At 46.4% G+C, this 23,668-nt stretch carries 19 protein-coding genes; 17 read left to right on the top strand and 2 right to left on the bottom strand.

Translation table 11 applies throughout. The features are described from left to right. Positions 1-69 precede the first annotated feature (69 nt). Entirely contained in the window at positions 70-957 is an 888-nt protein-coding gene (locus MHI15_RS24765; protein ID WP_076190152.1) for a PHP domain-containing protein, read from the top strand. A gap of 87 nt (positions 958-1,044) precedes the next feature. Here MHI15_RS24765 and MHI15_RS24760 read toward each other — a convergent pair whose 3' ends face one another. Next, positions 1,045-2,934: an Rqc2 family fibronectin-binding protein gene (locus MHI15_RS24760; RefSeq protein ID WP_076189873.1), complete on the bottom strand. Its 1,890-nt coding sequence runs from the start codon at positions 2,932-2,934 to the stop codon at positions 1,045-1,047. A gap of 291 nt (positions 2,935-3,225) precedes the next feature. Between MHI15_RS24760 and MHI15_RS24755 the strand changes: the two genes are divergently transcribed. The 5 genes from MHI15_RS24755 (at position 3,226) to MHI15_RS24735 (ending at position 11,151) form a co-directional block, all read left to right on the top strand. Continuing rightward, positions 3,226-6,042, top strand: a complete 2,817-nt coding sequence (locus tag MHI15_RS24755; protein WP_076280363.1) for a calcium-translocating P-type ATPase, SERCA-type — start codon at positions 3,226-3,228, stop codon at positions 6,040-6,042. A 137-nt stretch (positions 6,043-6,179) separates the two neighbouring features. Beyond that, positions 6,180-7,016, top strand: coding sequence for a diaminopimelate epimerase (dapF, locus tag MHI15_RS24750; protein ID WP_076280823.1), 837 nt, complete (start codon positions 6,180-6,182; stop codon positions 7,014-7,016). 146 nt (positions 7,017-7,162) lie between these two features. Next, positions 7,163-8,824 (top strand): spore germination protein, encoded by a 1,662-nt coding sequence (locus tag MHI15_RS24745; protein WP_076280822.1) that lies wholly within the window; start codon positions 7,163-7,165, stop codon positions 8,822-8,824. Next, entirely contained in the window at positions 8,742-10,028 is a 1,287-nt protein-coding gene (locus MHI15_RS24740) for a Ger(x)C family spore germination protein (RefSeq protein ID WP_081383232.1), read from the top strand. Before MHI15_RS24745 ends, MHI15_RS24740 begins: the two co-directional genes overlap by 83 nt. A gap of 22 nt (positions 10,029-10,050) precedes the next feature. Further along, a complete protein-coding gene (locus tag MHI15_RS24735; RefSeq protein WP_076129140.1) occupies positions 10,051-11,151 on the top strand; it encodes a GerAB/ArcD/ProY family transporter in 1,101 nt (366 codons plus the stop codon). Here the strand turns inward: MHI15_RS24735 and MHI15_RS24730 are convergent. Beyond that, positions 11,124-11,381 carry a hypothetical protein gene (locus MHI15_RS24730; RefSeq protein WP_036686181.1) on the bottom strand — a complete coding sequence of 86 codons (258 nt, stop codon included), beginning with the start codon at positions 11,379-11,381 and terminating at the stop codon, positions 11,124-11,126. The two genes, MHI15_RS24735 and MHI15_RS24730, sit on opposite strands and share 28 nt — an antisense overlap. Positions 11,382-11,566: 185 nt before the next feature. Between MHI15_RS24730 and MHI15_RS24725 the strand changes: the two genes are divergently transcribed. The 11 genes from MHI15_RS24725 (at position 11,567) to rlmN (ending at position 23,666) form a co-directional block, all read left to right on the top strand. Then, positions 11,567-13,435, top strand: a complete 1,869-nt coding sequence (locus tag MHI15_RS24725) for a bifunctional homocysteine S-methyltransferase/methylenetetrahydrofolate reductase (protein ID WP_341165004.1) — start codon at positions 11,567-11,569, stop codon at positions 13,433-13,435. Between the two features lie 38 nt (positions 13,436-13,473). After that, positions 13,474-14,367: a YicC/YloC family endoribonuclease gene (locus MHI15_RS24720; RefSeq protein WP_076129143.1), complete on the top strand. Its 894-nt coding sequence runs from the start codon at positions 13,474-13,476 to the stop codon at positions 14,365-14,367. 48 nt (positions 14,368-14,415) lie between these two features. Further along, positions 14,416-14,676 (top strand): extracellular matrix/biofilm regulator RemA, encoded by a 261-nt coding sequence (gene remA, locus MHI15_RS24715; RefSeq protein ID WP_006209218.1) that lies wholly within the window; start codon positions 14,416-14,418, stop codon positions 14,674-14,676. Positions 14,677-14,695: 19 nt separating this feature from the next. Continuing rightward, on the top strand, positions 14,696-15,265 hold the full coding sequence (gmk, locus tag MHI15_RS24710; RefSeq protein WP_076129144.1) for a guanylate kinase: 570 nt from the start codon (positions 14,696-14,698) through the stop codon (positions 15,263-15,265). A 51-nt stretch (positions 15,266-15,316) separates the two neighbouring features. Continuing rightward, a complete protein-coding gene (gene rpoZ / locus MHI15_RS24705) occupies positions 15,317-15,517 on the top strand; it encodes a DNA-directed RNA polymerase subunit omega (protein WP_036686188.1) in 201 nt (66 codons plus the stop codon). A gap of 215 nt (positions 15,518-15,732) precedes the next feature. Then, positions 15,733-16,968 carry a bifunctional phosphopantothenoylcysteine decarboxylase/phosphopantothenate--cysteine ligase CoaBC gene (gene coaBC / locus MHI15_RS24700; RefSeq protein ID WP_076183392.1) on the top strand — a complete coding sequence of 412 codons (1,236 nt, stop codon included), beginning with the start codon at positions 15,733-15,735 and terminating at the stop codon, positions 16,966-16,968. Further along, the gene (gene priA, locus MHI15_RS24695) at positions 16,968-19,499 is read left to right on the top strand and encodes a primosomal protein N' (protein WP_341164984.1); all 2,532 of its coding nucleotides are present in this window, start codon (positions 16,968-16,970) and stop codon (positions 19,497-19,499) included. Before coaBC ends, priA begins: the two co-directional genes overlap by 1 nt. Before the next feature lie 85 nt (positions 19,500-19,584). After that, the gene (def, locus tag MHI15_RS24690) at positions 19,585-20,064 is read left to right on the top strand and encodes a peptide deformylase (protein ID WP_036686193.1); all 480 of its coding nucleotides are present in this window, start codon (positions 19,585-19,587) and stop codon (positions 20,062-20,064) included. Positions 20,065-20,069: 5 nt separating this feature from the next. Next, positions 20,070-21,005: a methionyl-tRNA formyltransferase gene (fmt, locus tag MHI15_RS24685; RefSeq protein WP_076129147.1), complete on the top strand. Its 936-nt coding sequence runs from the start codon at positions 20,070-20,072 to the stop codon at positions 21,003-21,005. Positions 21,006-21,157: 152 nt separating this feature from the next. Further along, complete coding sequence (gene rsmB / locus MHI15_RS24680) at positions 21,158-22,474, top strand: 16S rRNA (cytosine(967)-C(5))-methyltransferase RsmB (RefSeq protein ID WP_405132627.1); 1,317 nt, start codon at positions 21,158-21,160, stop codon at positions 22,472-22,474. Positions 22,475-22,625: 151 nt separating this feature from the next. Further along, a complete protein-coding gene (rlmN, locus tag MHI15_RS24675; protein WP_036686196.1) occupies positions 22,626-23,666 on the top strand; it encodes a 23S rRNA (adenine(2503)-C(2))-methyltransferase RlmN in 1,041 nt (346 codons plus the stop codon). Positions 23,667-23,668: the final 2 nt, after the last annotated feature.

Below are 23,668 nucleotides of genomic sequence, written 5' to 3'. Positions count from 1 at the left end.
GGCATGGTGGAGGAAGCTCGCGTCCGTAAAGCACGAATCGTGCGAGGAGAATACTATGATGCCATAAAAATGGGGATTCTGCGGGAAGAGTGGGAGAATGCAGGTAACCTATCTGCTAAGGATGCATGTGACCTCCATACCCATACTCAAGCCTCTGACGGCATGCAGCCGCCAGCGGAGAATGTACGTCTTGCTAAGGAGAAGGGGCTAAGCGCTGTTGCCATTACGGATCATGATACAGTAGCTGGCGTGAAGGAAGCCTGTGAAGCAGGAGAGAAGTACGGAATAACCGTTGTGCCTGGTGTAGAGATCAGTACGCGTGCTGGTGGCAAAGACATTCATGTGCTGGGCTATTATGTTGATCCTGAGAATGAACAATTTCTCTCACGTTTGGAAGGGCTAAGAGATACCCGGGCACTTAGGAATGAAGCGATAATTACCAAGCTGCAAGACCTTGGGATTGCGATTACCTTGGAACAGGTTATAGCGGGGATCGGGCGGGAATTGAAGCCTGACGAAAGCATCGGCCGGCCACATATTGCCGACGAGCTGGTTCGGCTTGGGGCAGCTACCGATATGAGAGATGCCTTCAACAAGTATTTGGCCGAGGGTGCAGCAGCCTATGTGTCACCTCCCAGAATTACACCGGAGGAAGCTTGCGAGTGGATCATTGAGGCAGGAGGGTCTCCAGTATTAGCCCACCCGGGCTTGTACGGGGATGACCTTCTGGTGCGAGATATTCTGGAGCAAGGCGCTTTTAAAGGGATTGAGGTCTATCACTCTGATCACGGACCTGCGGAAGAAGAACGTTATCAAGTTATGGCTGAGGATTATAATTTGTTAATAACCGGAGGTTCTGACTTTCATGGTGCCCGTCAAGGCGTGATTTTTCACGGGGATATCGGCAGTGTTACGGTTTCTACAAAAGTACTGAAGTTTTTAAACAAGAAGGCATGAAATTAGTCGATTTGCGGAGCGAATTATAAAAACCTCCAGCCTTAGATGTTCAACATCTGCAGCTGGAGGTTTCTTTATATCTAGTAGTTAGCTTCTCAAAGTATTTGGAAGACTCTTAATTCTTTCCTCATTAGGTGTGACGAACAGTGTCTTTTGATGATCATAGATTACAAATCCCGGCTTGGAACCGCTTGGCTTACGTACATAGCGGATCAATGTACAGTCCACAGGCACACTGCTGGACTGTTTGGCTTGGCTGAAATAAGCGGCAAGTTGAGCGGCTTCTTCTAGCGTTGCATCTCCAAATTGCTCACTTCGGATGACCACGTGTGATCCGGGGATGTCCTTGGTATGCAGCCAAGTATCATTCGGAGAAGCCAGCCGATTGGTGACGTATTCGTTCTGCAAATTATTTTTGCCGACATAAATATCGATTCCTTCCGAAGAGGTGAAGACCTGTAATGTGGGTCTGGTGGCCTTTTTCTTCTTTTTACCCTTTTTGCTCCGGTCACGCAGATAACCTTGGCTTACAAGCTCGTCGCGGATCTCCTCAATGTCGTTGAGGGAAGCGTGGGCAAGTTGCTGCAGCAGACTCTCCATATACAAAATTTCCTCATGCGTCTTCAAAAGCTGTTCATTAATAACAAGCAGGCTGTTTTTATATTTGTTGTATTTTTTGAAATAACGTTGTGCATTGTCCGAAGGATTTAATAACGGATCGAGCGGAACCACCATTTCCGCCTGATTTTCATCATAATAATTGACCAAGGAGGCTTCTTTATCCCCTTTGGATACCGCGTGTAATGAAGCGAAAAGCAACTCACCCCAAATGCGGTAACGATCAGCATCCTGAGCTTCGTCGAGATCCTTCTGCAAATTCGCGAGTTTTTTAACGTTTTTGCTCCGTTCATTGCTGAGGAAACGGATCAAATCACTCACCCGTTGCTTTACAGTATCGCGCTCGGCTTTATCCCCGTAATAATCCTCCATACATTCACTGATGGAGTTGTAATGTTTCGCACTCTCACCCAGAAGTGTTAAGGGGATCGCAGAAAAAATCATTTTACCTTTTGCGTTTGCACCTGCAACAGGAGAAAACTCGTTATCGCATACGGGTCCCATTACGGAATGGAAGGCAACCCATAATTTTGTTGGAAACGCTGCTTCGGTTTCTGTAACTTCGCCTTTATCCAAGGTGTTTCTCAGACGAAGAGCAATTTCACCAGCAATCAGCGGGCTCATTCCGCTGAAAGCATGTACCATCCAGCCTACCGGGTCAGCTGAGGGAGATGGACCGCCAGAGCCGTCAGGTTTTTGCTCTACTGCTTCTTTTGTGATCAGATTAGCAAGCTCTCCCTCAATGATTTCTTCTGGCTCAGCTTTCTCCTCAACATCCTCTATCAGCGCAGCTTCTTCAGCAGCTGAGATTAAATTGAGAAATTGCTCCTGGCCGATTTCCAAAGGGTTCAGCTTATGCTGCTGAGGCGGCTCTGTGTAGGCGATGCCGGGCATCACAATCCGATAGCTGCTAATCGATGGAGTTACATGATGAATGCCGTCTATGATCGTTCCAGAGCTGAGATCAGTAAGAATGATGTTACTGTGCCGACCCATGAGCTCTATGATGATCTTTTTGGCAAATACGTCACCAAGCTCATCTCTAGTCTTGACGTTTATGTGAATAATTCGTTCCATGCCTACCTGCGTAATGCTTTCAATGGTCCCTCCCTCACAATGCTTCCGCATAAGCATGCAGAACATGGGGGCTTCCGAAGGATTAATGCTGTTTCTTTCGGTAAAATGCACCCGAGGATACGTAGGATTAGCAGAGAGCAGCAGCTTGCCGCCGCCACCTGCGCCGCGCAGGTTAAAAATTAAATCGTGATTGTTCGGTTGATATATTTTTCCTATACGTGCACCTATGAATGATTGCAATTCGTGCACGATAGCTTTGGTAACAATGCCGTCTAATGCCATGATAAAGCTCTCCTGTCGCCGTGAAATGAATTTCTTAAATATAAGAAAGTAAAAGTTTCACACAATACTTTATGTCTTATATTTCTCGCTCAAACGCCTACCTGTCCTTATAAGGACGCCAAAGACGTTTATGCTTACCTCTCTATGATGCCATACTTTAGGACATTCGCGCAAAAGGGGAATTGGATAGGGGTGATATTATTGGACGACCTTGAATACATTTGTCATGAACAGGTGGAAAAGCTGTGCGCCGCCGGAAGTAAAGAAACGACCGGGAGGGAAAGAAAAGTCATGGAACAAAACAGTTGGCACCGTCTCGGTGCAGAAGAGCTGCAGAAAATGTTCAATGTCCAGCCAAGGACGGGCCTCAGTGATGAGGAAGCCGCGGAGAGACGAAAGGAGAACGGGTACAACGAGCTGTCGGAAGGAAAGACAGTATCTCCGTTTACCCTGCTGTTGAACCAGTTCAAGGATTTCATGGTGCTTGTGCTCATGGGTGCAACGCTTGTATCCGGGTTGCTAGGCGAATACTTGGATGCCATCACGATCATCGCGATTATCCTACTGAATGGAGCGCTTGGATTTGTTCAGGAGTTTCGCGCCGAACGTTCGCTCAGAGCTTTAAAGCAGCTCTCCGCACCTTCTGCGAAAGTGCTACGTGGAGGGAATAGCGAGATTATCCCAGCCAAGCTGTTGGTGCCAGGCGATATTGTCTTGCTGGAGAGTGGTGATCGGATTCCTGCTGATGTACGTTGGTTGGAATGCAGTGCTCTATATGTGGAAGAATCCGCACTTACTGGGGAATCATTGCCTGTCTCGAAGCATTCGGAAGCGATCCGTGCAGAAGAGATTCCGCTTGGTGATCAGAAGAATTTAGGCTTCATGGGCACTATGGTAACCAGAGGAACAGGGAGAGCTGTTGTAATCCGTACCGGTATGAATACGGAAATGGGTAAGATAGCAGATCTAATCCAAAATACGGATTCTCAGGAAACACCTTTGCAGCACCGGCTTGAGCAACTAGGAAAGATTCTGATCTACGTATCTCTGGGATTGACAATTGTAGTTGTGGCAGCAGGTATTCTGCATGGACAGCCTGCCACCTCCATGTTCTTGGCTGGTGTGAGCTTGGCAGTTGCCGCGATTCCGGAAGGGCTCCCCGCTATTGTAACTATCGCGCTTGCGCTAGGTGTGCAGCGGATGATCAAACGCAAAGCTATCGTTCGTAAATTGCCGTCAGTGGAAACGCTGGGCTGTGCCTCGGTAATCTGTTCAGACAAGACAGGAACTTTAACGCAGAATAAAATGACGGTGACCCGATTATGGACGGGTGGACGTGGTCTTGAGGTAACAGGCGAAGGGTATGCTCCAAATGGACAGGTTCTGGAGAAAGGTAAAGCAGTGGATCTAAAACATGATCAAAGCTTACGGCGGATGTTGCAGGTCGGCGCATTATGCAGCAACGCGGAAATCATCGAGACCTTCCAGTCTGAAGTGCGAGGCAAACGCAAAGGGAAGGATAAGGATGCTATTCTTGAAAAGTCTGCAGACAACACTTCCGTTTGGGAACTGAAGGGCGACCCGACTGAAGGAGCACTCGTGGCACTGTCAGGAAAGATGGGTCTGACCGCTCAGACGCTTGCTGTAACCTACACTCGTGAACAGGAATTTCCGTTTGATTCTGAACGGAAGCTGATGTCTGTGATCGTAGGCCATCCTGGAGGACGGATGGTATGTACAAAAGGTGCGCCCGATGTACTGCTCAATCGCTGCTCATACATGCTTTGGGAGGGCGGTGTTGTGCCTTGTACGCCGACTTTGCGGCAAAAGGTGCTTGATGCCAATGAGCAGATGGCTTCTGGAGCCCTTCGTGTGCTAGGTATGGCTTACCGGGATATGCGTCCAAATGAACATGTGAATAGTGAAAAGGATGCGGAGAATCAATTAGTCTTTATTGGTTTGGCTGGAATGATTGATCCGCCACGTCGTGAAGTCCGCGATGCCATCAGCGTCACACGCCGGGCCGGGATTAAGACGGTTATGATTACCGGTGACCATGGAACAACTGCCGAGGCTATTGCTCACCAGCTGGGAATTCTGCAGCGTGGTGGAACGGTGCTGACAGGTGCTCAGTTAACCCGGATGGATGATGATGAGCTGGATAAGGTATCGGACAATGTGTATGTATTCGCCCGCGTATCTCCAGAGCATAAGCTTCGGATCGTTAAATCGCTACAACGTCATGGTCACGTAGTGGCTATGACCGGAGATGGAGTGAATGACGCTCCAGCCATTAAGGCTGCGGACATCGGAATAGCCATGGGTATCACAGGCACAGATGTGACCAAGGAAGCATCATCACTTGTTCTCGGAGATGATAACTTCTCTACGATCGTTGCTGCCATCGAAGAAGGCAGAAACATCTATGAGAATATTCGTAAATTCATTCGTTATTTGTTGGCATCCAATGTAGGAGAAATTCTGACAATGTTCTTTGCCATGATGCTCGCTCTGCCATTGCCACTCGTTCCCATTCAAATCCTTTGGGTCAATCTGGTGACAGACGGACTGCCAGCGATGGCCCTTGGCGTGGATCAGCCCGAGAAGGATTTGATGGAGCATAAACCGCGTGGTGCGAAAGAGAATATTTTTGCCCGCCGCTTAGGCTGGAAAATTATAAGCCGTGGACTCTTAATTGGCTTATGTACGCTAGGAGCATTTTGGCTAACTTTACGTATAGCACCAGACAATCCTGCACAATTGATTCGGGCACAGTCGGTGGCTTTTGCGACACTCGTTATGGCACAGTTGATCCACGTCTTCGATTGCCGCAGCTCGCGCTCAGTGTTCCACCGCAATCCGTTCCAGAATAAGTATCTAGTACTTGCCGTATTGTCATCAGTCTTACTGATGCTGGCCGTAATGTACGTGCCTGTGCTCCAGCCTGTCTTCAAAACAGTGCCGCTCAATTTCCGCGAATGGTGTCTGGTGTTTGTAACAGCGGGGATCCCAACCTTCTTGATGGGTGCCGGCAGTGTTTGGGGCGGCAAACGTAATCGTGGACGCAGCGGCAGTACGATGATAAAAAGTACAAAAATTTCAGCATAAAGTCAATACTAATGCTCCATTCCTAAAGGTATACTTGTTGCAGTTAACCGCTCATATGCTTGCGAAATGCTAAATTACACAGAACCTTAAGCTTAAGCGAATGCTAACATAATATAACCTTTAGGAGTGGACTTTTAATGGAATTTACAAAAATGCACGGCCTCGGTAATGACTTCATCGTTGTTTTCGGAGAGCAAGAGCTGCCAAGTAATGCAGCGGAGCTTGCTGTAACCCTATGCAACCGGTTCTTTGGAATCGGTGCTGACGGACTGGTATATATCCTTCCTTCTGAGCGTGGCGATTTCATGATGCGTATTATGAATTCTGATGGTTCGGAGGCGGAGCAGTGCGGAAATGCCATTCGCTGTGTCTCTAAATATGTATATGACCACGGACTGGTAAGCTCAGAGCAGATTGTAATAGAAACGATTGGTGCCGGAGAACAAAAGGTTACATTAAACGTGAAAGACGGTGTTGTGGAGACTGTAACCGTAGATATGGGCGAACCTGTATTGTCCGGTCTGCAAATTCCAGTATCTATTGATGCAGAGCCAGTGCTCTATCAGCCGATTGAAGCGGACGGAACCGAATTTACGTTCACAGCGGTATCCATGGGAAATCCTCATTGCGTGATTTACGTAGAAGATGCAGTGAATTTTGATCTTGCCACATGGGGACCTAAGCTTGAGGTACATCCTTTGTTCCCGAGAAAGGTGAACGTTGAATTCGCAACGGTGCTTGATCGGGGTAGAGTGGATATGCGCGTATGGGAACGTGGAGCAGGACCTACGCTTGCCTGTGGCACTGGAGCTTGTGCAACCCTTGTCTCCTCTGTGCTGAACGATCTTACAGACCGGGCAGCTTGGATTAGTCTAAAGGGCGGCGATCTCTATATTGAATGGAATGAAGAGGATAATCATGTGTATATGACTGGACCTGCTGAGGTCGTATTCACGGGCAGTGTAGCAATATAAAAAAATAACAAAAAAGGCAGTCCAAGAGCGCATTCTTGGACTGCCTTTTTTGTGTTTCTAACCTGATGTGACTTTAAGCAGCCGAATAATGGAAGGAGTAACCGAGAATAATACTACAATGTTTATGAAAAAAGGAGGGGAGCTTGTTGAACATCAACGGGTTAACTAAAAGAAATAAATCCGGTAAGGGACAGCAAGCAGACCCGGCGGGTTCAGGTTCTGGAGCCAGATTAACCATTCATCTGGAGCAGACACTAAACAATATCATTACCGAGCTGGGAGATAGTCCGGATCTTAGAATCCGCCAGGTAAAGCTTGGTGAGCAATCCTTTGTTGAGGCTGCTGCGGTACATCTTAATGGTCTAGCTAAGACAGAAACCGTTAATCAATTTGTAATGGGTTCATTGCTCTCTATTACGGATGAGATGCTCAAGGAAAGTAATACTGCAGCAAATAATCTGAATGACCTCATCTTAAACCGTGCCCTGGAAATAGGTGAAGCGCAGCTGCAGGAGGATTGGAACGAGGTGCTGCTCGGAATTCTTTCTGGGAAGACACTGATTCTCATTGAAGGTTATGACAGTGGCATCATGTGTGAGACTGAAGGAGGGGAAGCTCGTTCTGTCACCGAACCCTCGACTCAGCTAGTTGTGCGTGGTCCAAAGGATAGTTTTGTTGAATCTTTGGCTACGAATGTCTCATTAATACGCAGAAGAATAAGATCACCCAAACTAAGGCTCGAGCATGTGAAGATCGGGTCGGTAACTCAGACCGATGTGGCTTTAATGTACATCAAGGATACTGCGGACGAGAAGCTGGTTGAAGAAGCTAGAAAACGGCTGCAACAGATTAATGTAGATGCCATCATGGAATCCGGTTATATCGAAGAGCTGATTCAGGATAAGACCTTTACCCCTTTTCCAACGATCAATAACAGCGAGCGGCCAGACGTGGCTGCAACGAATCTGTTAGAAGGGAGGGTAGTGATTGTCGTTGATGGCACCCCCTTTGTATTGATTTTGCCTGCGGTTTTCACTCTTTTTTTTCAGTCAGCTTCGGATTATGCGCAAAGGTTCGATATTGCTATTCTGATGCGAATTATTCGGTATATCAGTTTTATCGTGCTTATTCTAGGGCCTTCCGTGTATATAGCTTTGACGACGTTTCATTATGAGATGATCCCTACGACTTTGCTGATCAACCTGTTATCGCAACGAGAAAATGTGCCTTTCCCCGCTTTTGTCGAAGCTATTCTAATGGAAGGTGCGTTTGAGATCATCCGGGAAGCGGGAGTAAGAATGCCGCGTGCAGTTGGGCAGACCGTATCTGTAGTAGGTGCTCTGATTCTTGGTCAGGCCGTGGTAGAGGCTGGAATTATTACGCCCGTTATGGTGATTGTGGTCGCGTTGACCGGGATTGCGAGCTTTGCCATTCCAGCGTATAACATGGCGATTGCGGGCAGAATTATCCGCTTTGGTTTTTTGATATTGGCCGGTATGTTTGGTTTTTACGGGATTACATTGGGTTTAATCGTACTGGTTGCACATATGAACAGTCTGCGGACTTTTGGCGTTCCTTATTTGTCTCCAATCGTGCCTTTGTCATCCAGAGGTCAGAAGGATGCTGTCTTAAGGCTGCCTTTGTGGGCGCTTGGCACAGCAGAACCAGCTCCTGCTACTGCGCAGCAAGGGAACATTTCAGAAGGGAAGGAGATCACAACCGGACATGAACAGAACCTATCTCCAAAAATTCTTGATAAGACTAAAGGGACACAGTCGCATAAGAAAGGAAAGCAAGATTCTGAGTAAATGCAATTTTTTCTTAGCAGGACTTTTACCTTGCGTATTGATCTGTCTTAGTCTCACAGGCTGCTGGGATAGTGTGGAATTAAACAGAAGAGCAATCGTTTCGGGTGTGTCCATAGATAGAGGACCTACAGAAGAAGAGAAATACGTAGTATCCTTTCAGGTTATCGTTGCTGACGAAATCTCTGGGAAGAACGCTAGAGGGACTTCACCTGTTTCGGTATATAAAGGTAGCGGCCGCTCTATGTTTGAAGCATTAGCCAATGCCTCGCGTCAGACTGCACGTTTTTTGTCTTTAGGACATATTCGGGTAGTCATCATTTCCGAGAAGTTCGCGCAAGAAGGCATCAAGGATATCATGGATGTGCTGGAAAGGGAAAGTGAAACCCGGCTGACAAGCCTGATTTTTATTTCCAAGGGACAGCCTGCTAGTGAATGTATGACGACTATGACCGTGTTCGGAAGAATTCCATCCAACGATTTGGTGGAAAAGCTGCAGACGACCTCTAAACAATTCGGATATAACTATCGGATGGAAGTGGATGATATTATCCGGGGGATACAGGTTCCTGGTGGGGGGCCAGTGATCAATGGCGTGCTAGTGACTGGAGATTTGGAGCAGAGGGAAAGTAATGATAATTTAAAAAAAATAAGACCGGAGGCCATAATAAAAGTTACGGGTCTTGCAGCTTTTAAAGAAGACAAGCTTAAAGGGTGGCTGCAAGGGGAGGAGGCGATCGGTACCGTTTTGCTTAAGAATAAAATCTCTCAGATGCCGGTACTGGTCTCGATAGGTGAGAATGATTATATATCGTTTAATGTGTATTTATCACAGGTACATATCCACGCTGATGCGAAAGACATAGAGCATCCTATCTTCACGATTAACGTCACTCAGCAGGCTGGATTAAAGGAATCGCCCAATGGCTTGGATCTAACAGATCCGACGGTGTTAAATAATCTTTCGAAGCTTTTGGAAAAGAATATTAAAGAACAGATTCGCGCTGCCATAACAACTGCCCGTTCGTTAAAAAGTGATTATCTAGGTTTTGGTGAAGCAGCAGAAAGAGCTAATCCACGTGGCTGGAAACAAGTAAAAGATCATTGGGATCGTATATTTGAAACCTGCCAGATTAATATCAATACGGATGCTGTGATCAGGCATACGGATATGCGGAGTGATTCCTTTCAGTCCAAGTATAAGTAATGACGATAAAGGAGGAGCAGCTATGGGAAAAATAAAAATAGGACTACTCCAATTTTTCACGTTGACTTTGTTGTTTGAACTTGGAACAGCACTGGTAGTGAATCTTGGGATGGAGTCTGGTAAAGATGCGTGGATATCCATACTGCTCGGAAATTTGATCGGTTTGATTATTTTTTCGGGGTACACTTATTTATACAGAAAGTTTCCGGATCTCCCCTTAACGGCATATACCCGCAAGCTGCTGGGAAGATCCTTAGGTACGGTGATTTCCGTTCTCTACATTATTCTTTTTCTCAATTTAGCGGGTCGTGATTTACGGGATGGCAGTTCCATGCTGGTTATGGCTACTATGCACCGCACACCGTTGTTTATCATATCTACATTGATGATCTTATCTTCTGCGTATGTTTTGCATAAAGGAGTAGAGGTGTTATCCCGAACTTCATTGGTATTCGCAACTCTCGTAATGCTGATAGGTATATTTTGCTCGATTATGCTGATGTTATCGGGCTCCATTAATTTGAATCGATTGCTTCCTGTTTTTGAGAATGGGTTCCAGCCTGTGATCGAATCTGTCATTCGCCAGAACTATATGTTCCCTTTTGGTGAAATGATTTGTTTTACCATGCTAATGCCCTATCTGAACAATGTTAAAAAAGGTCCTTGGGTCATCGGAGCAGGGATATTTGTTTCAGGTTTGCTCTTAAGTCTGACTATGATGCTGAATATCTCCGTGCTGGGCACAGATATTGTGAAACGTTCACCCCTCCCTCTGATGCCCACGATTAGCAAGATTTCAATCTCCGATTTTATTCAACGTGTGGATATTCTAGTAGTTATGGTGCTGATTATCGGCGTTTTTTTCAAAATGTCAGTGTTTTTTGCGGCGGCACTTATAGGGATTTCCGAATTGTTCAAAATTCCTTACCGGAGAATGGTCTATCCCTGTGCTCTGATCATTCTGTTCAGCTCGATGTTGAACGCGCGGAGCTTTACTGAACATATTAATGAGGGAGGGAGATTGTTATATACGATTTTCCCCTTCTTTATGGTGTTGATCCCTGTAATTCTTGTCATTGTTGCGGCGATAAGAAGTCATCTTTCCCCGCCACGTTCTGGTTGATGTCCTGTTTTCCAGTAGTAGATATCGGGGATGAACAAGCAGAGCAGCAAAATACAAGCCGTTGCTTTCTCAGAGGCGGTATAGAATAGATAATTAAGGATATAGCCGACGTTACCCAGCCCATAGCCATACAGCCAATCTAGCAAATAAATATACAATAAGCAGAGAGTGGCTAGCAGTAAAGTTACAGCGTATTTTCGGATCAGAAACTTTCTTGTTTTTTTCTTCAAAGTATTCTCTCCTTTATGGAAATATCAGCATTAACGTTAGTATGAAGCTTTTTATAGATGAACATGCATGGTGGATATTTTGGTCTAAATGCATTTCTTTTGGAAAGCTTATCATCCATACCGATTTATGTTACATTAGTATGAAACTAAAGTTAGAAACTAATGTGGCAGGGGAGGATCTTGTTGTGAAGCCGGATTTACGTTCCGCATGGGGAAATAAAGTATTAGTCGGAGACGGAGCGATGGGCACCTACTTATATCAGAAGGGTTTCCCGGTCGGCATTTCCTATGAAGAATTGAATTTGACCTCTCCGGGGGTAATCGAAGATGTTCACCGCAGCTATATTGAGGCAGGGGCAGTGCTGCTGGAGAGCAACACCTTCTCGGCGAACTATGACAGGCTCTCTAAATATGGTCTAGAATCTAAGGTTGAGGAAATCAATCGAGCCGGGGTTAGAATCGCTCGCCGGGCTGCTGGAGATCATGGGTATGTATTAGGAGCTGTAGGATCTATTCGCGCGGGCAAACGTGCGAATCTCTCTTCCACAGAACTGAAAAAATATTTTACACAGCAGATTGCTGCATTGTTAGAAGAGGACGTAGATGGCATTATGCTGGAAACCTTCTACGATGTTGAGGAACTGCATTTAGCTCTAAGAACGCTCCGCAAGATCAGCTCGCTTCCTGTAGTTTGCCAATTAGCTGTCGATGAAACAGCACGCACATTAGATGGATTAACTTTGCCGGAAGCTTTTCGTATCCTGGAAAGCGATGGCGCTGATGTTATCGGATTTAACTGTAACACAGGCCCGAACGGAATGAAGCGGGCGCTCAAAGCTGTACAAGGGAGCCTGGTTTTGCCAGCTTCTGTGTATCCAAATGCGGGTGTAGCGGATTATGTAGACGGAGAATACCGGTACGGGGCTTCTCCAGAATATTTTGGGCAAATGGCGCAGACTTTTGCGGAGATGGGCTGCCGGATAATCGGTGGTTGCTGTGGTACAACTCCGCAGCATATCGCAGAAATCTCGTCTGCACTGAAGAATTATGTACCGCAACCGCTTCCTAAACCGTTGCCACCTACTGTGGAGCGTGTATCGCTGCAAGATAATTTTGGCGATGATAATAGAGAGGGTAGAGAGCCGAACCTGGTTGATCTGGTAAAGGAACGACATACGGTTATTGTTGAGCTTGATCCACCTCGTGAATTGGATATCGCAAAGTTTATGCAGGGTGCAGAAGCGCTAAGAAGAGCAGGCGCGGATGCGTTGACACTCGCCGACAACTCTCTGGCTGTTACACGGATGAGCAATATGGCGTTGGGGCATTTGGTGCACGCTAAAACCGGACTTCGTCCGCTAGTGCATATTGCTTGCCGGGATCGTAATTTGATTGGTACTCAATCCCATTTGATGGGTTTTGATGCGCTTGGAATTGATCATGTGCTGGCCGTAACAGGTGATCCTGCGAAATTTGGAGATCTTCCCGGCTCAAGCTCGGTTTATGATTTAACTTCTTTTGAGATAATTAGAATGATCAAGCAGCTGAATGACGGGATTTCCTTCTCAGGTAAACCTTTGAAACAGAAAGCGAATTTTGTAATCGGAGCTGCGTTTAACCCGAATGTTAAATATTTGGATAAGGCAGTGCAACGTCTGGAGAAGAAAATCGCCTCTGGTGCCGACTATATTATGACCCAGCCTGTCTATGATCAGGAACTTATCGTGAAGATAGCTGAGGCAACAGCACATCTGGAAATCCCTGTATTCATTGGGGTTATGCCACTGGCAAGCGGACGAAATGCAGAGTTTCTACATAATGAGGTTCCCGGTATTCAGCTTACGGACGATGTCCGCAACCGGATGAAGGGACTTGAAGGGGAAGCTGGAAGAGCAGAAGGTGTCGCTATCGCTAAGGAACTGTTAGATGTTGCTACTGCCCATTTTAATGGGATCTATCTGATGACTCCGTTCATGTTCTACGATATGAGCGCACAGCTAATGGAGTATGTGTGGGAGAAATCAGGACGCAAATTGTCCCCCTTGTTTCGCTAGTAATAATCAATTACAATAGTGTAATGGATGTGATTCCGTTGTCATTTAGCATGACCGGATACGGTCAATCGTCCCTGCAATTCGGCGGCTACAAGATTATGTTCGAAGTGAAATCGGTGAATCACCGGTACTGCGAAGTTGTACTGCGGATGCCCCGGGATTGGACGGGTTATGAGGATGTGTTGAGAAGAAAGGTTCAACAGCACATCAAACGGGGAAGAATAGATGTTACCATCAATAGAGAGCACGATGAGTCGACTGTTAGACCGGTTCTGAATCACTCTGCTGTAATGACCTATCTAAAGGCAGCAGAGCAGCTTAAGAATGAATATGGTTTGAGTGGTGAGTTGACTTTACGTGATATACTTTCTATACCCGGTATTATGGACAGCAAAGACGAGGCTGCGGGTGCCGTGTCTGCGACATTAGAAGACTACTCCGAAGTATTGGAGGCGGGACTTGAGCAGTGTTTGCAGTCTCTGCTGGAGATGCGCGCCCGTGAAGGAAGTTTTCTAGCCGCTGATATTGAACAGCGCCTGAACCATCTTGAGAACATGCATGCTGAAATGGTTGAACTTGCACCTGTCGTAATCATTGAATATCGAGAGAAACTTCGACATCGATTAAATGAACTAAATGATGGGACGTTCGCTTTTGATGAGCATAAATTTGGGATGGAGATCGCTATTTTTGCAGATCGCTGTAATATTGATGAAGAGTTGACCCGGTTGTATAGTCATTTCGAGCAATGCAGAGCCCTCCTGAAGGGGAAAGGACCGGTAGGACGCAAACTGGATTTTCTCATTCAGGAGATGAACCGTGAGACGAATACAATCGGATCGAAATGCAATCATCTAACTCTCGTGGGTCTTGTGCTAGATATGAAAGCAGAACTGGAGAAGATTCGAGAACAAGCTGCGAACATAGAGTAATCGGGAATAGGTAATAGCATAGAACTTTATGGGGGGAACTACCGGAACATGGCAATCAAACTTATTAACATTGGCTTTGGAAATATTGTGTCTGCCAACCGCATTATTTCTATCGTCAGTCCGGAATCTGCACCAATCAAACGTATTATCCAGGAGGCACGTGATCGGCATATGTTGATCGACGCCACCTATGGCCGACGGACTCGTGCCGTAATCATTACAGATAGTGATCATGTCATCCTATCGGCTGTACAGCCGGAGACTGTGGCGCATCGCTTATCCAGTAAAGATGACGACAACGACGAATAACAACTAAATGGAGTGTATTATGTCAAAAGGATTGCTCATCATATTATCCGGACCTTCCGGCGTAGGTAAAGGTACTGTTTGTACAGCACTACGTCCGAAGATGCCCGAACTTGTCTACTCAGTTTCTGCTACTACTCGCAGTCCGCGTGCGGGTGAGGAAGATGGCGTCAACTATTTTTTCAAAAGCAAAGATGAATTTATGGCAATGATCGAAGCCGATCAATTGCTTGAATACGCGGAGTACGTAGGTAATTATTACGGTACTCCACGTGATTTTGTGGAGAGAACTCTCAATAGCGGCAAAGACATTATTCTCGAAATTGAGGTTCAAGGCGCTCTCAAAGTTAAAGAGAAATTTCCTGAAGGGATTTTTGTGTTCCTTCTTCCTCCATCCATGGACGAGTTGAAGGACCGCATTCGCGGACGGGGTACTGAGCATCCAGATGTGATCGATCACCGCATGACTGTAGCGGAGGATGAGATCAACTTAATGCAGCATTATGATTATGCTGTTGTGAATGATGAGATTGATCTGGCTTGTAAGAGAATAGAAAGCATTATTATCGCCGAACATTGTAAAGTCAGATAATTTATGCTGAAGGTCAAATGTATTAACAGTAAACTATGAAGAGGTGTCCCAGTGCTATATCCATCCATTGATGAAATGATGACTAAGGTTGACAGTAAGTATTCGCTCGTTGTCGCTGCTGCACGTCGTGCTAGACAATTGCGTGAGGGTGGCAAGACAGATGTGAAGAATCCTAGATCGCATAAATTTGTTGGTGTTGCTCTTGAGGAAATTTACGAAGATCGCATTACTCTAACCCGCGGTGAAGAGTAGTCTCAAGCATAAGTAATAATGACCTATTGTAGAAACGGATGCCGCCTATTTGTTTGAGGCGCTGCCGTTTCTTCTTGGGTTATGGAGCATTTACGGGTCTTAAATTTATGATGAAAGCCCAGAACCGGGCTCTTTATGACAACCGGAAGGTTGTTATTTTTTTCTCGTCGTAAAGATAGCCATTCGTTGTAAGAGTAGGGAACAGGGGGGAGATCATGTTGAAGAGCTTGAAGGGGAAGACTATTTTACTTGGGATCACAGGAGGAATTGCTGCTTATAAAGCGGCGTCCTTGACCAGTAAGCTTGTCCAAAAAGGTGCCGAGGTCCATGTCATTATGACAGCTTCGGCGAAGCAGTTCATTACAGAATTAACTCTACAGTCACTATCGAAGCAACGAGTATACAGCGATACATTCCAGGAGAGAGATCCATCCTCCATTTCACATATTGATCTGGCAGATGCTGCGGATCTTGTGCTGGTAGCACCCGCGACCGCAAATATGATTGCCAAAATGGCGCACGGGATCGCCGATGATATGTTATCTACAACGCTGCTAGCTACTACGGCTCCTATTATGGTTGCACCAGCTATGAATGTTCATATGTATCAGCATCCAGCTGTACTTAATAATTTGAATATTCTCGCTAGTCGGGGCATTCAATTTATTGAGCCTGGTGAAGGACTGCTGGCATGTGGATACGTTGGCAAAGGTCGGCTAGAAGAGCCAGAGGCTATTGTGAGTGTGGTTGAGAATTTTTTTGCACATCAAGCAAGCGTCGCATCCAAACCTCTTGTGGGTAAAAAAATCGTCATCACAGCGGGTGGAACGGTAGAACGCATTGATCCAGTACGTTATATCTCCAATGATTCATCAGGTAAAATGGGCTTCGCATTAGCACGTGCTGCACGCGCAATGGGAGCTGAGGTAACGTTGATTGCTGCGCGTACAGATGAGGCTCCTCCACAGGATCCAGAGATTTCAGTCATTCGTGTTCAATCTGCACAGGAAATGTATGAAGCAGTTACCGCACAGTGGGACAGCTGCGATATTATGATCAAGGCGGCGGCTGTATCGGATTACCGTCCGAAGCATAGTGAGCCTTCTAAGATTAAAAAAAGCGGAGAGACGATGACGCTTGAGCTTGTGAAGACAACGGATATTCTGGAAACACTCGGTAAGAACAAAAACAAGCAGTTTTTGGTTGGCTTTGCTGCGGAAACGGGCAATACGGAATTTTATGCTAAGGACAAGCTGGTCCGCAAAAACTGCGATCTCATCGTTGCTAACAATGTAGCGGCTGCAGGAGCCGGATTTGGAGCGGATACGAATATCGTTTCGATATATGATGTGAATGGATTGGTGCTTGAATTGCCACAATTGTCGAAGGATGAGGTTGCTCGTCGTTTGCTGACGCTCGTGGCAGAGCGCATTACTGGAGCTTCATTATAATGGATATCGCCAAGGTCATTGTGGATGTGCCTGTACGCAGCACTGACCGGCCATTTGATTATAGTATTCCAGAATCCCTGAAATTATGGATTGAAGTGGGCAGTCGGGTAGCCGTTCCGTTTGGGCACCGGACAGTCCAAGGTTTTGTAGTTTCTTTAGAATCAGGCGAGACCCTAGTGAATCCTAGCCTGAAGCCAATCCAAGAAGTGTTGGATCTGCTCCCGCCTTTATCTCCTGAATTAGTTGAGCTTGCGGACTGGATGAGTAAAAGATATGCATGTAGACGAATTTCAGCACTGCAGGCGATGTTGCCCACCGCTCTAAAAGGGAAGGCAGAACGGCTGATTTCACTTGGAGATGTGCAGGAAGAGACAGCATTTCCAGAGGAAGAATTGTTCCCAATGTTTGCGGACACAGGGGATGAGGAACGGCTAATCACAGAATTTATTGGACGTAGTGGCGAAGTTTCCATGAAGCAGCTTACTCGTGCATTTCCTGAGGCTGCTGAGACGGTGAAGTTCATGCTGCGGCGTGGAGTACTTATAGAGAGTCAATCCATTAAGGATAAAATGGGCAAGAAAAAGCTCAAGGCAGTCGATCTGGCGATAGGTGTCACTGCTGCCCGTGAGGCTTTGAACAAATTTCCGAAAAAATCAGCACGCCAGAAGGAAGTTCTGAGCTTTTTAGTTGATATGGAAGCTACACTCCCCATGGCCCTTAAAGAAATTTTGTCTGCACTCCAAGTAACGGCAAGTACTGTAAAGGCCTTGGAGGAAAAAGGATTTATCGAGATCAGTGAAATTGAAGTCTATCGCGATCCTTATCAAGGGCGAGATTTTAAACCTACCGCACCTCTACCGCTCACAGCGGAACAAGAGGTCGTATATACAAGGATTTCTCGAACCGTAGAAGAGCAGCTTCACGAAGTATTTCTGCTTCATGGCGTTACGGGTAGTGGTAAGACAGAGATCTATTTGCAGTGTATTAAACGTTGTTTAGATCAGGGTAGACAGGCTGTTGTTCTTGTTCCAGAGATTGCTTTAACGCCACAAATGGTGGAGCGGTTTAAGGGACGGTTCGGCAGCGGGGTCGCGGTTATGCATAGCCGGCTGTCTGTTGGTGAGCGATACGATGAGTGGCGTAAAATCCGTGAAGGAAAGGCCACAGTCGCTGTAGGCGCAAGATCGGCCGTGTTTGCTCCTTTCTCCAACTTAGGGCTGATCATTATGGATGAAGAACATGAGACCTCTTATAAACAGGAGGAGAATCCGAAATATCATGCCCGTGATGCTGCTATTCGTAGAGCGGAGCAGTGTGGGGCAGCTGTGATTCTTGGATCTGCCACGCCTTCGCTGGAAAGCTATCATGCTGCAAGATCGCAGAGTGATATTCATTTTTCACCGGTACTGCTGGAGATGCCTACCCGTGCGCTTGGAAATGAACTTCCAAAGGTGAACGTAGTAGACATGCGGGAAGAGCTTAAAGAAGGCAACCGTTCGATGTTCAGCCGAAAGCTTCATTCAGCACTGGAAGAGAGGCTGGAACGCGGAGAACAGACGGTGCTGCTGCTTAACCGTAGAGGTTTCTCAACCTTTGTCATGTGTCGTAGCTGTGGTTACGTAGCCGGTTGTCCAGAATGTGATATCTCACTAACATATCATAGCCGTAGTGACAATTTGCGTTGTCATTATTGTGGCCATGCTGAACCAGCACCTAAGCTTTGTCCGGAGTGTGGGAGTGAGCATATCCGGTTTTTCGGAACGGGTACACAGCGTGTGGAAGAAGAGCTTGGTAAGCTGTTCCCAGGCATAAGAGTGATTCGAATGGATGTGGACACAACAACAGAAAAAGGCTCACATGAGAAGCTGCTGAACCAATTCCGGGACAAAAAAGCGGATGTTCTCCTGGGGACTCAGATGGTAGCAAAGGGACTGGATTTTCCAGATGTCACTCTTGTTGGTGTAATCACAGCAGATTCAGCGTTGAACCTGCCCGATTTTCGCGCAGCAGAGAAGACATTCCAATTGCTTACACAAGTTGCAGGCAGAGCAGGCCGGCATCAGCTTCCAGGCGAAGTGGTCGTTCAGTCCTATACGCCAGAGCATTATTCCATTATTCATGCCAGCGGACATGACTATCTCTCTTTTGTACGTGAAGAGCTGAAGCATCGTAGAGGCCTCCATTATCCGCCGTATTGCAGACTCATCCTGGTCACATTGTCTCATGAACAGCTGCCGCTTCTACTGCGGATGGCAGAGAATTATGCTCTGAATCTTCAAGGAAAAGCCAGACAGCTAAGATGGTATGGAAGTCTCGATAAGCTAACCAGTGATGTGTTAGATCTGTTGGGTCCTGTGGCTTCACCTATCCCTCGATTAAAGGGTAGATATAGATTCCAGTGTATGATAAAATGGCGCGGCGCCATCGATGTAATTGGACTTGTCCGCCAAGTGGCTGAAGAGTTAGAGGATTCTGTACGGGATACTGGTCTTCAGATCAGCATTGATGTGGATCCGCAGATGTTGATGTAAATCCGTATCATGTTACAATGTAAAAAAAGAGCTTTATCAATTGACTTTAAATATAGAAATGTTCAGAACGGGAAGGTGTTTTGTAATGGCTATACGTTTGATCGTTAAGGAACCGGATGAAGTATTGCACAAAAAAGCTAAAGAAGTAGCTGTAGTTACTCCTAATGTTAAAAAATTGCTGGATGATATGGCACATACGATGTATGACGCTGAAGGAGTAGGGCTGGCGGCACCCCAAGTCGGAATTTTGAAACGTCTAATTGTGGTGGATGCGGATGAAGAGCATGGATTGATCAAAATGATTAACCCTGAAATCATCAGCATGGAAGGTGAACAGCTAGGACCAGAAGGATGTCTTAGTATTCCTGGCTTGAATGGTGATGTACGCCGTGCGGAGACTGTAACTGTACGTGGCCTTAACCGTGAGGGAAAAGAGATTACGATAACCGGCAGTGGTTTACTTGCCCGGGCTTTTCAGCATGAGATTGACCATTTGAATGGAGTTCTGTTTACAGATATCGCTGAAAAAGTGTACGAGATGACTGCTAACGAGACTGAGGAGTGAGGAATATGAAGATTGTTTTCATGGGAACTCCAGCCTTTGCGGTGCCAAGCTTGCAAATGCTGGTAGATGAAGGCTATGAAGTTGTAGCTGTCATCACCCAACCGGATCGTCCGCAGGGGAGAAAAAAGATCTTGGCTCCTTCACCAGTTAAGGAAGCCGCATTAGCTCTCGGATTACCTGTGCTTCAGCCTGAACGCATGCGTCGTCCTGAGGCAGTCGCTGAGCTGGCTGCATATGAGCCGGATTTGATCGTCACGGCTGCTTATGGTCAAATTTTGCCTAAAGCTGTGTTGGACTTACCGCGGAATGGTTGTGTGAATGTACACGGTTCGTTGCTTCCTAAATATCGGGGAGGTGCTCCGATTCAGCGTAGTATCATCAATGGTGAGAAAGTGACCGGCGTTACTTTGATGTATATGGCGGAAGGGCTGGATACCGGTGACATGATCTCTCGTGTCGAAGTGGCTATTGAGGCTGAAGATACCTCTGGAACTCTTTTTGAGAAGCTAAGCCTAGCGGGACGAGATCTGTTAAAGTCTGAAATGCCACGTTTAGTGAGTGGAAAAGTTCAAGCTGTTCAGCAAGACGATAGTGAGGCAACTTATGCTCCTAACCTTAATCGCGAGGATGAACGTTTGGATTGGAACGCGAGCTCGCGTGATAACTATAATCGAATTCGTGGATTAGTTCCTTTTTCCGGCGCATTCACGCTCTGGAATGGTGAGACCTTTAAAGCTTGGGCTTCTAAACTGCCTGAAGAGCAGAAAGCAAGCGATAGTGCTCCAGGAACGGTGCTTTCTGTAACCGAGCAAGGTGTCGAAGTGAAAACAGGTGACGGAAGTCTGCTGCTGACAACGGTTCAACCTGCTGGCAAAAAAGCAATGAGTGCGGCCGATTTTAGCCGTGGTGCTGTTATGAAGCCAGGGACGGTGTTAGGTTGAGCGGCGGTGGAAATGGTGTTGGCCGATCAGTAGTAAATCCTAACGCTGGGAAGAGACAGGGGAACAATTCCAAAGCAGTTGGCAACAACGGCAGAGCTGGCAATAAGGGTAAGGTTGCCCCTGCTTCTGCCCGGGAAATCGCGCTTGATATAATGGTTAAAGTTGAGCAGCAAGGTGCATATAGCAATTTGCTGCTCAACAGCAGTCTACAGAAGGCTACACTTAGCAAAGAAGATGCCGGACTGGTCACAGAACTTGTTTATGGCTCTATTTCGCGGATGAACACCTTGGATTATGTGCTTGAAGGATTTGTTAGTAAAGGGATAGCTAAACTACAGCCATGGGTCCGTAATTTACTGCGGTTAAGTTTATATCAAATTATGTATCTGGATCGTATACCGTCCCATGCAGCTGTAAATGAGGCTGTTAATATAGCGAAGAAAAAAGGCCACCAGGGAATCTCAGGGATGGTTAACGGTGTGCTGCGCAGTGTGTTGCGCGCTGGTGATCTACCGGTTCTGCCTGAGGGGCTGAGTCAAGCGCAGCGGATATCGATATTATACTCACATCCGTTGTGGTTAGTGGAACGTTGGATTACCGAGTACGGTGTCGACACGGCGGAAGCGATTTGTGCATCTAATAATGAGCCGCCTGCGGTCAGCGTACGTGTGAATACAACGATGATCAGTCGTGAAGCTCTGCTGAACCAGATGATTGAACAAGGTCTGCAAGCTTCAGCATCTGAGGTTAGTCCCTATGGCATTGTTGTGAAAGGCGGCGGAAACCTAGCGCTCACCTCTTGGTATCGTGATGGATATCTCTCCGTTCAGGATGAGAGTTCTATGCTAGTAGCTGAAGCGGTAGCTCCGGAGCCTGGGATGAGGGTGCTTGACTGCTGCGCTGCTCCGGGGGGCAAAACAGCACATATGGGCGAGCTCATGAAAGATGAAGGATCAATTTACGCTAATGATCTGCATTTGCATAAAGCGAAATTGATCTCAGATCAAGCAGAACGTTTAGGTCTTGATTGCGTATCTACAGGCAGTGCAGATGCGCTGGAGCTGGAGCACACTTTAGAGCATCAATCCTTTGATAGAATTCTTCTCGACGCACCTTGTTCTGGACTCGGCGTAATTCGCCGTAAGCCAGACCTCAAATGGCGTAAGCAGCCGAAAGATGTGGCTAGCGTAGCGTCATTGCAACGGGAATTGCTGCAGTCGGTCTCTAAACTGTTGAAACCGGGTGGCATTCTGGTATATAGTACCTGTACTACTGAACAAGCGGAAAATAGTGAAGTAGTAGCTGACTTTTTGAAGCAGAATCCTGACTTCACCGCTGTAACTTTTGCCTCCCCATTATGGGACAGGCTGGAGGGTACTGCGCTGGCTGAGGGTGAGGGAATTCAGCTGCTGCCTCATCATTATGGGAGCGACGGGTTCTATATTTCCAAGCTGCAGAGAGTCTTGTAATATAGCAAATTTTCTGACAATTGTAGTATCCTCCGCCCGCCGGGCTACCGTACGGCGGGCGTTTTCTTTTACCGTCTCTGAAATTTGTGTTAAAATAGGAAGAATGAGAAATAATACGCATATCCTTATGAAAGAACAGGTGTAGATAATAATGAAACCTTTAATATATGATTTTTCTTTAGAAGAGTTACAACAGTGGGCGAAAGACAATGGTGAGCCTGCTTTTCGTGGTGGACAAATTTTTGATTGGCTGTATGTAAAACGTGTGAATGACTTCGAAGCAATGAGCAATTTGTCCAAAGGGCTTCGCCAGAAGCTGAATGAACAATTCTCTATTGCAGCGCTAACAGAAATTACTAAAATGGAATCTAAAGATGGAACTGTAAAATTCCTGTTTGGATTGCATGACGATCATGCTATCGAAACAGTTATCATGAAACATAATTATGGCAATAGCGTTTGTGTAACAACCCAAGTAGGATGCCGAATCGGCTGTACTTTCTGTGCTTCCACACTCGGTGGATTAAAACGGGATTTGACAGCGGGAGAAATTGTAGCTCAGGTTGTCCGTTCCCAACAAATCCTTGATGCGCGCGGCGAACGTGTCAGCAGCATTGTTATCATGGGTACTGGTGAGCCGTTTGAGAACTATGATGCAACAATGAGATTCTTGCGTCTTATGATTCATGAGAAGGGCCTAAATATCGGACAACGGCATATTACTGTTTCCACCAGCGGTATTGTACCGAGCATTTATAAATTTGCAGAAGAAGATACCCAGATTAATTTGGCGATTTCGATTCATGCGCCTAACGACGCCTTGCGTTCAAAGCTAATGCCTGTTAACCGCCGTTTTCCGTTTGATGATGTAATTGAATCATTGCGTTATTATCAAGCTAAGACGGGACGACGTGTCAGCTTTGAATATGCCTTGATCGGCGGGGTAAATGACCAACCGGAGCATGCTGAGGAATTGGCCGGGGTGCTTAAGAGCATGCTGTGCCACGTCAATTTGATTCCGGTAAACCATGTGCCTGAGCGGAAATATGTACGTACTTCACGCAATGATATCTTTGAGTTTCAACGTATTTTGGCTGATAACGGGGTGAATGTTACTATTCGCCGTGAGCAAGGCCATGATATCGCGGCCGCATGCGGACAGCTGCGTGCCAAACATATGGAGTTGGGGTGAGG

This window comes from Paenibacillus sp. FSL H7-0918, assembly GCF_038007025.1.
GTDB classification, from domain to species: Bacteria; Bacillota; Bacilli; order Paenibacillales; family Paenibacillaceae; genus Paenibacillus_AQ; species Paenibacillus_AQ odorifer.
The sequence above is the reverse complement of the archived record's forward strand: the minus strand, read 5'-3'. Positions and strand labels throughout refer to the sequence as shown.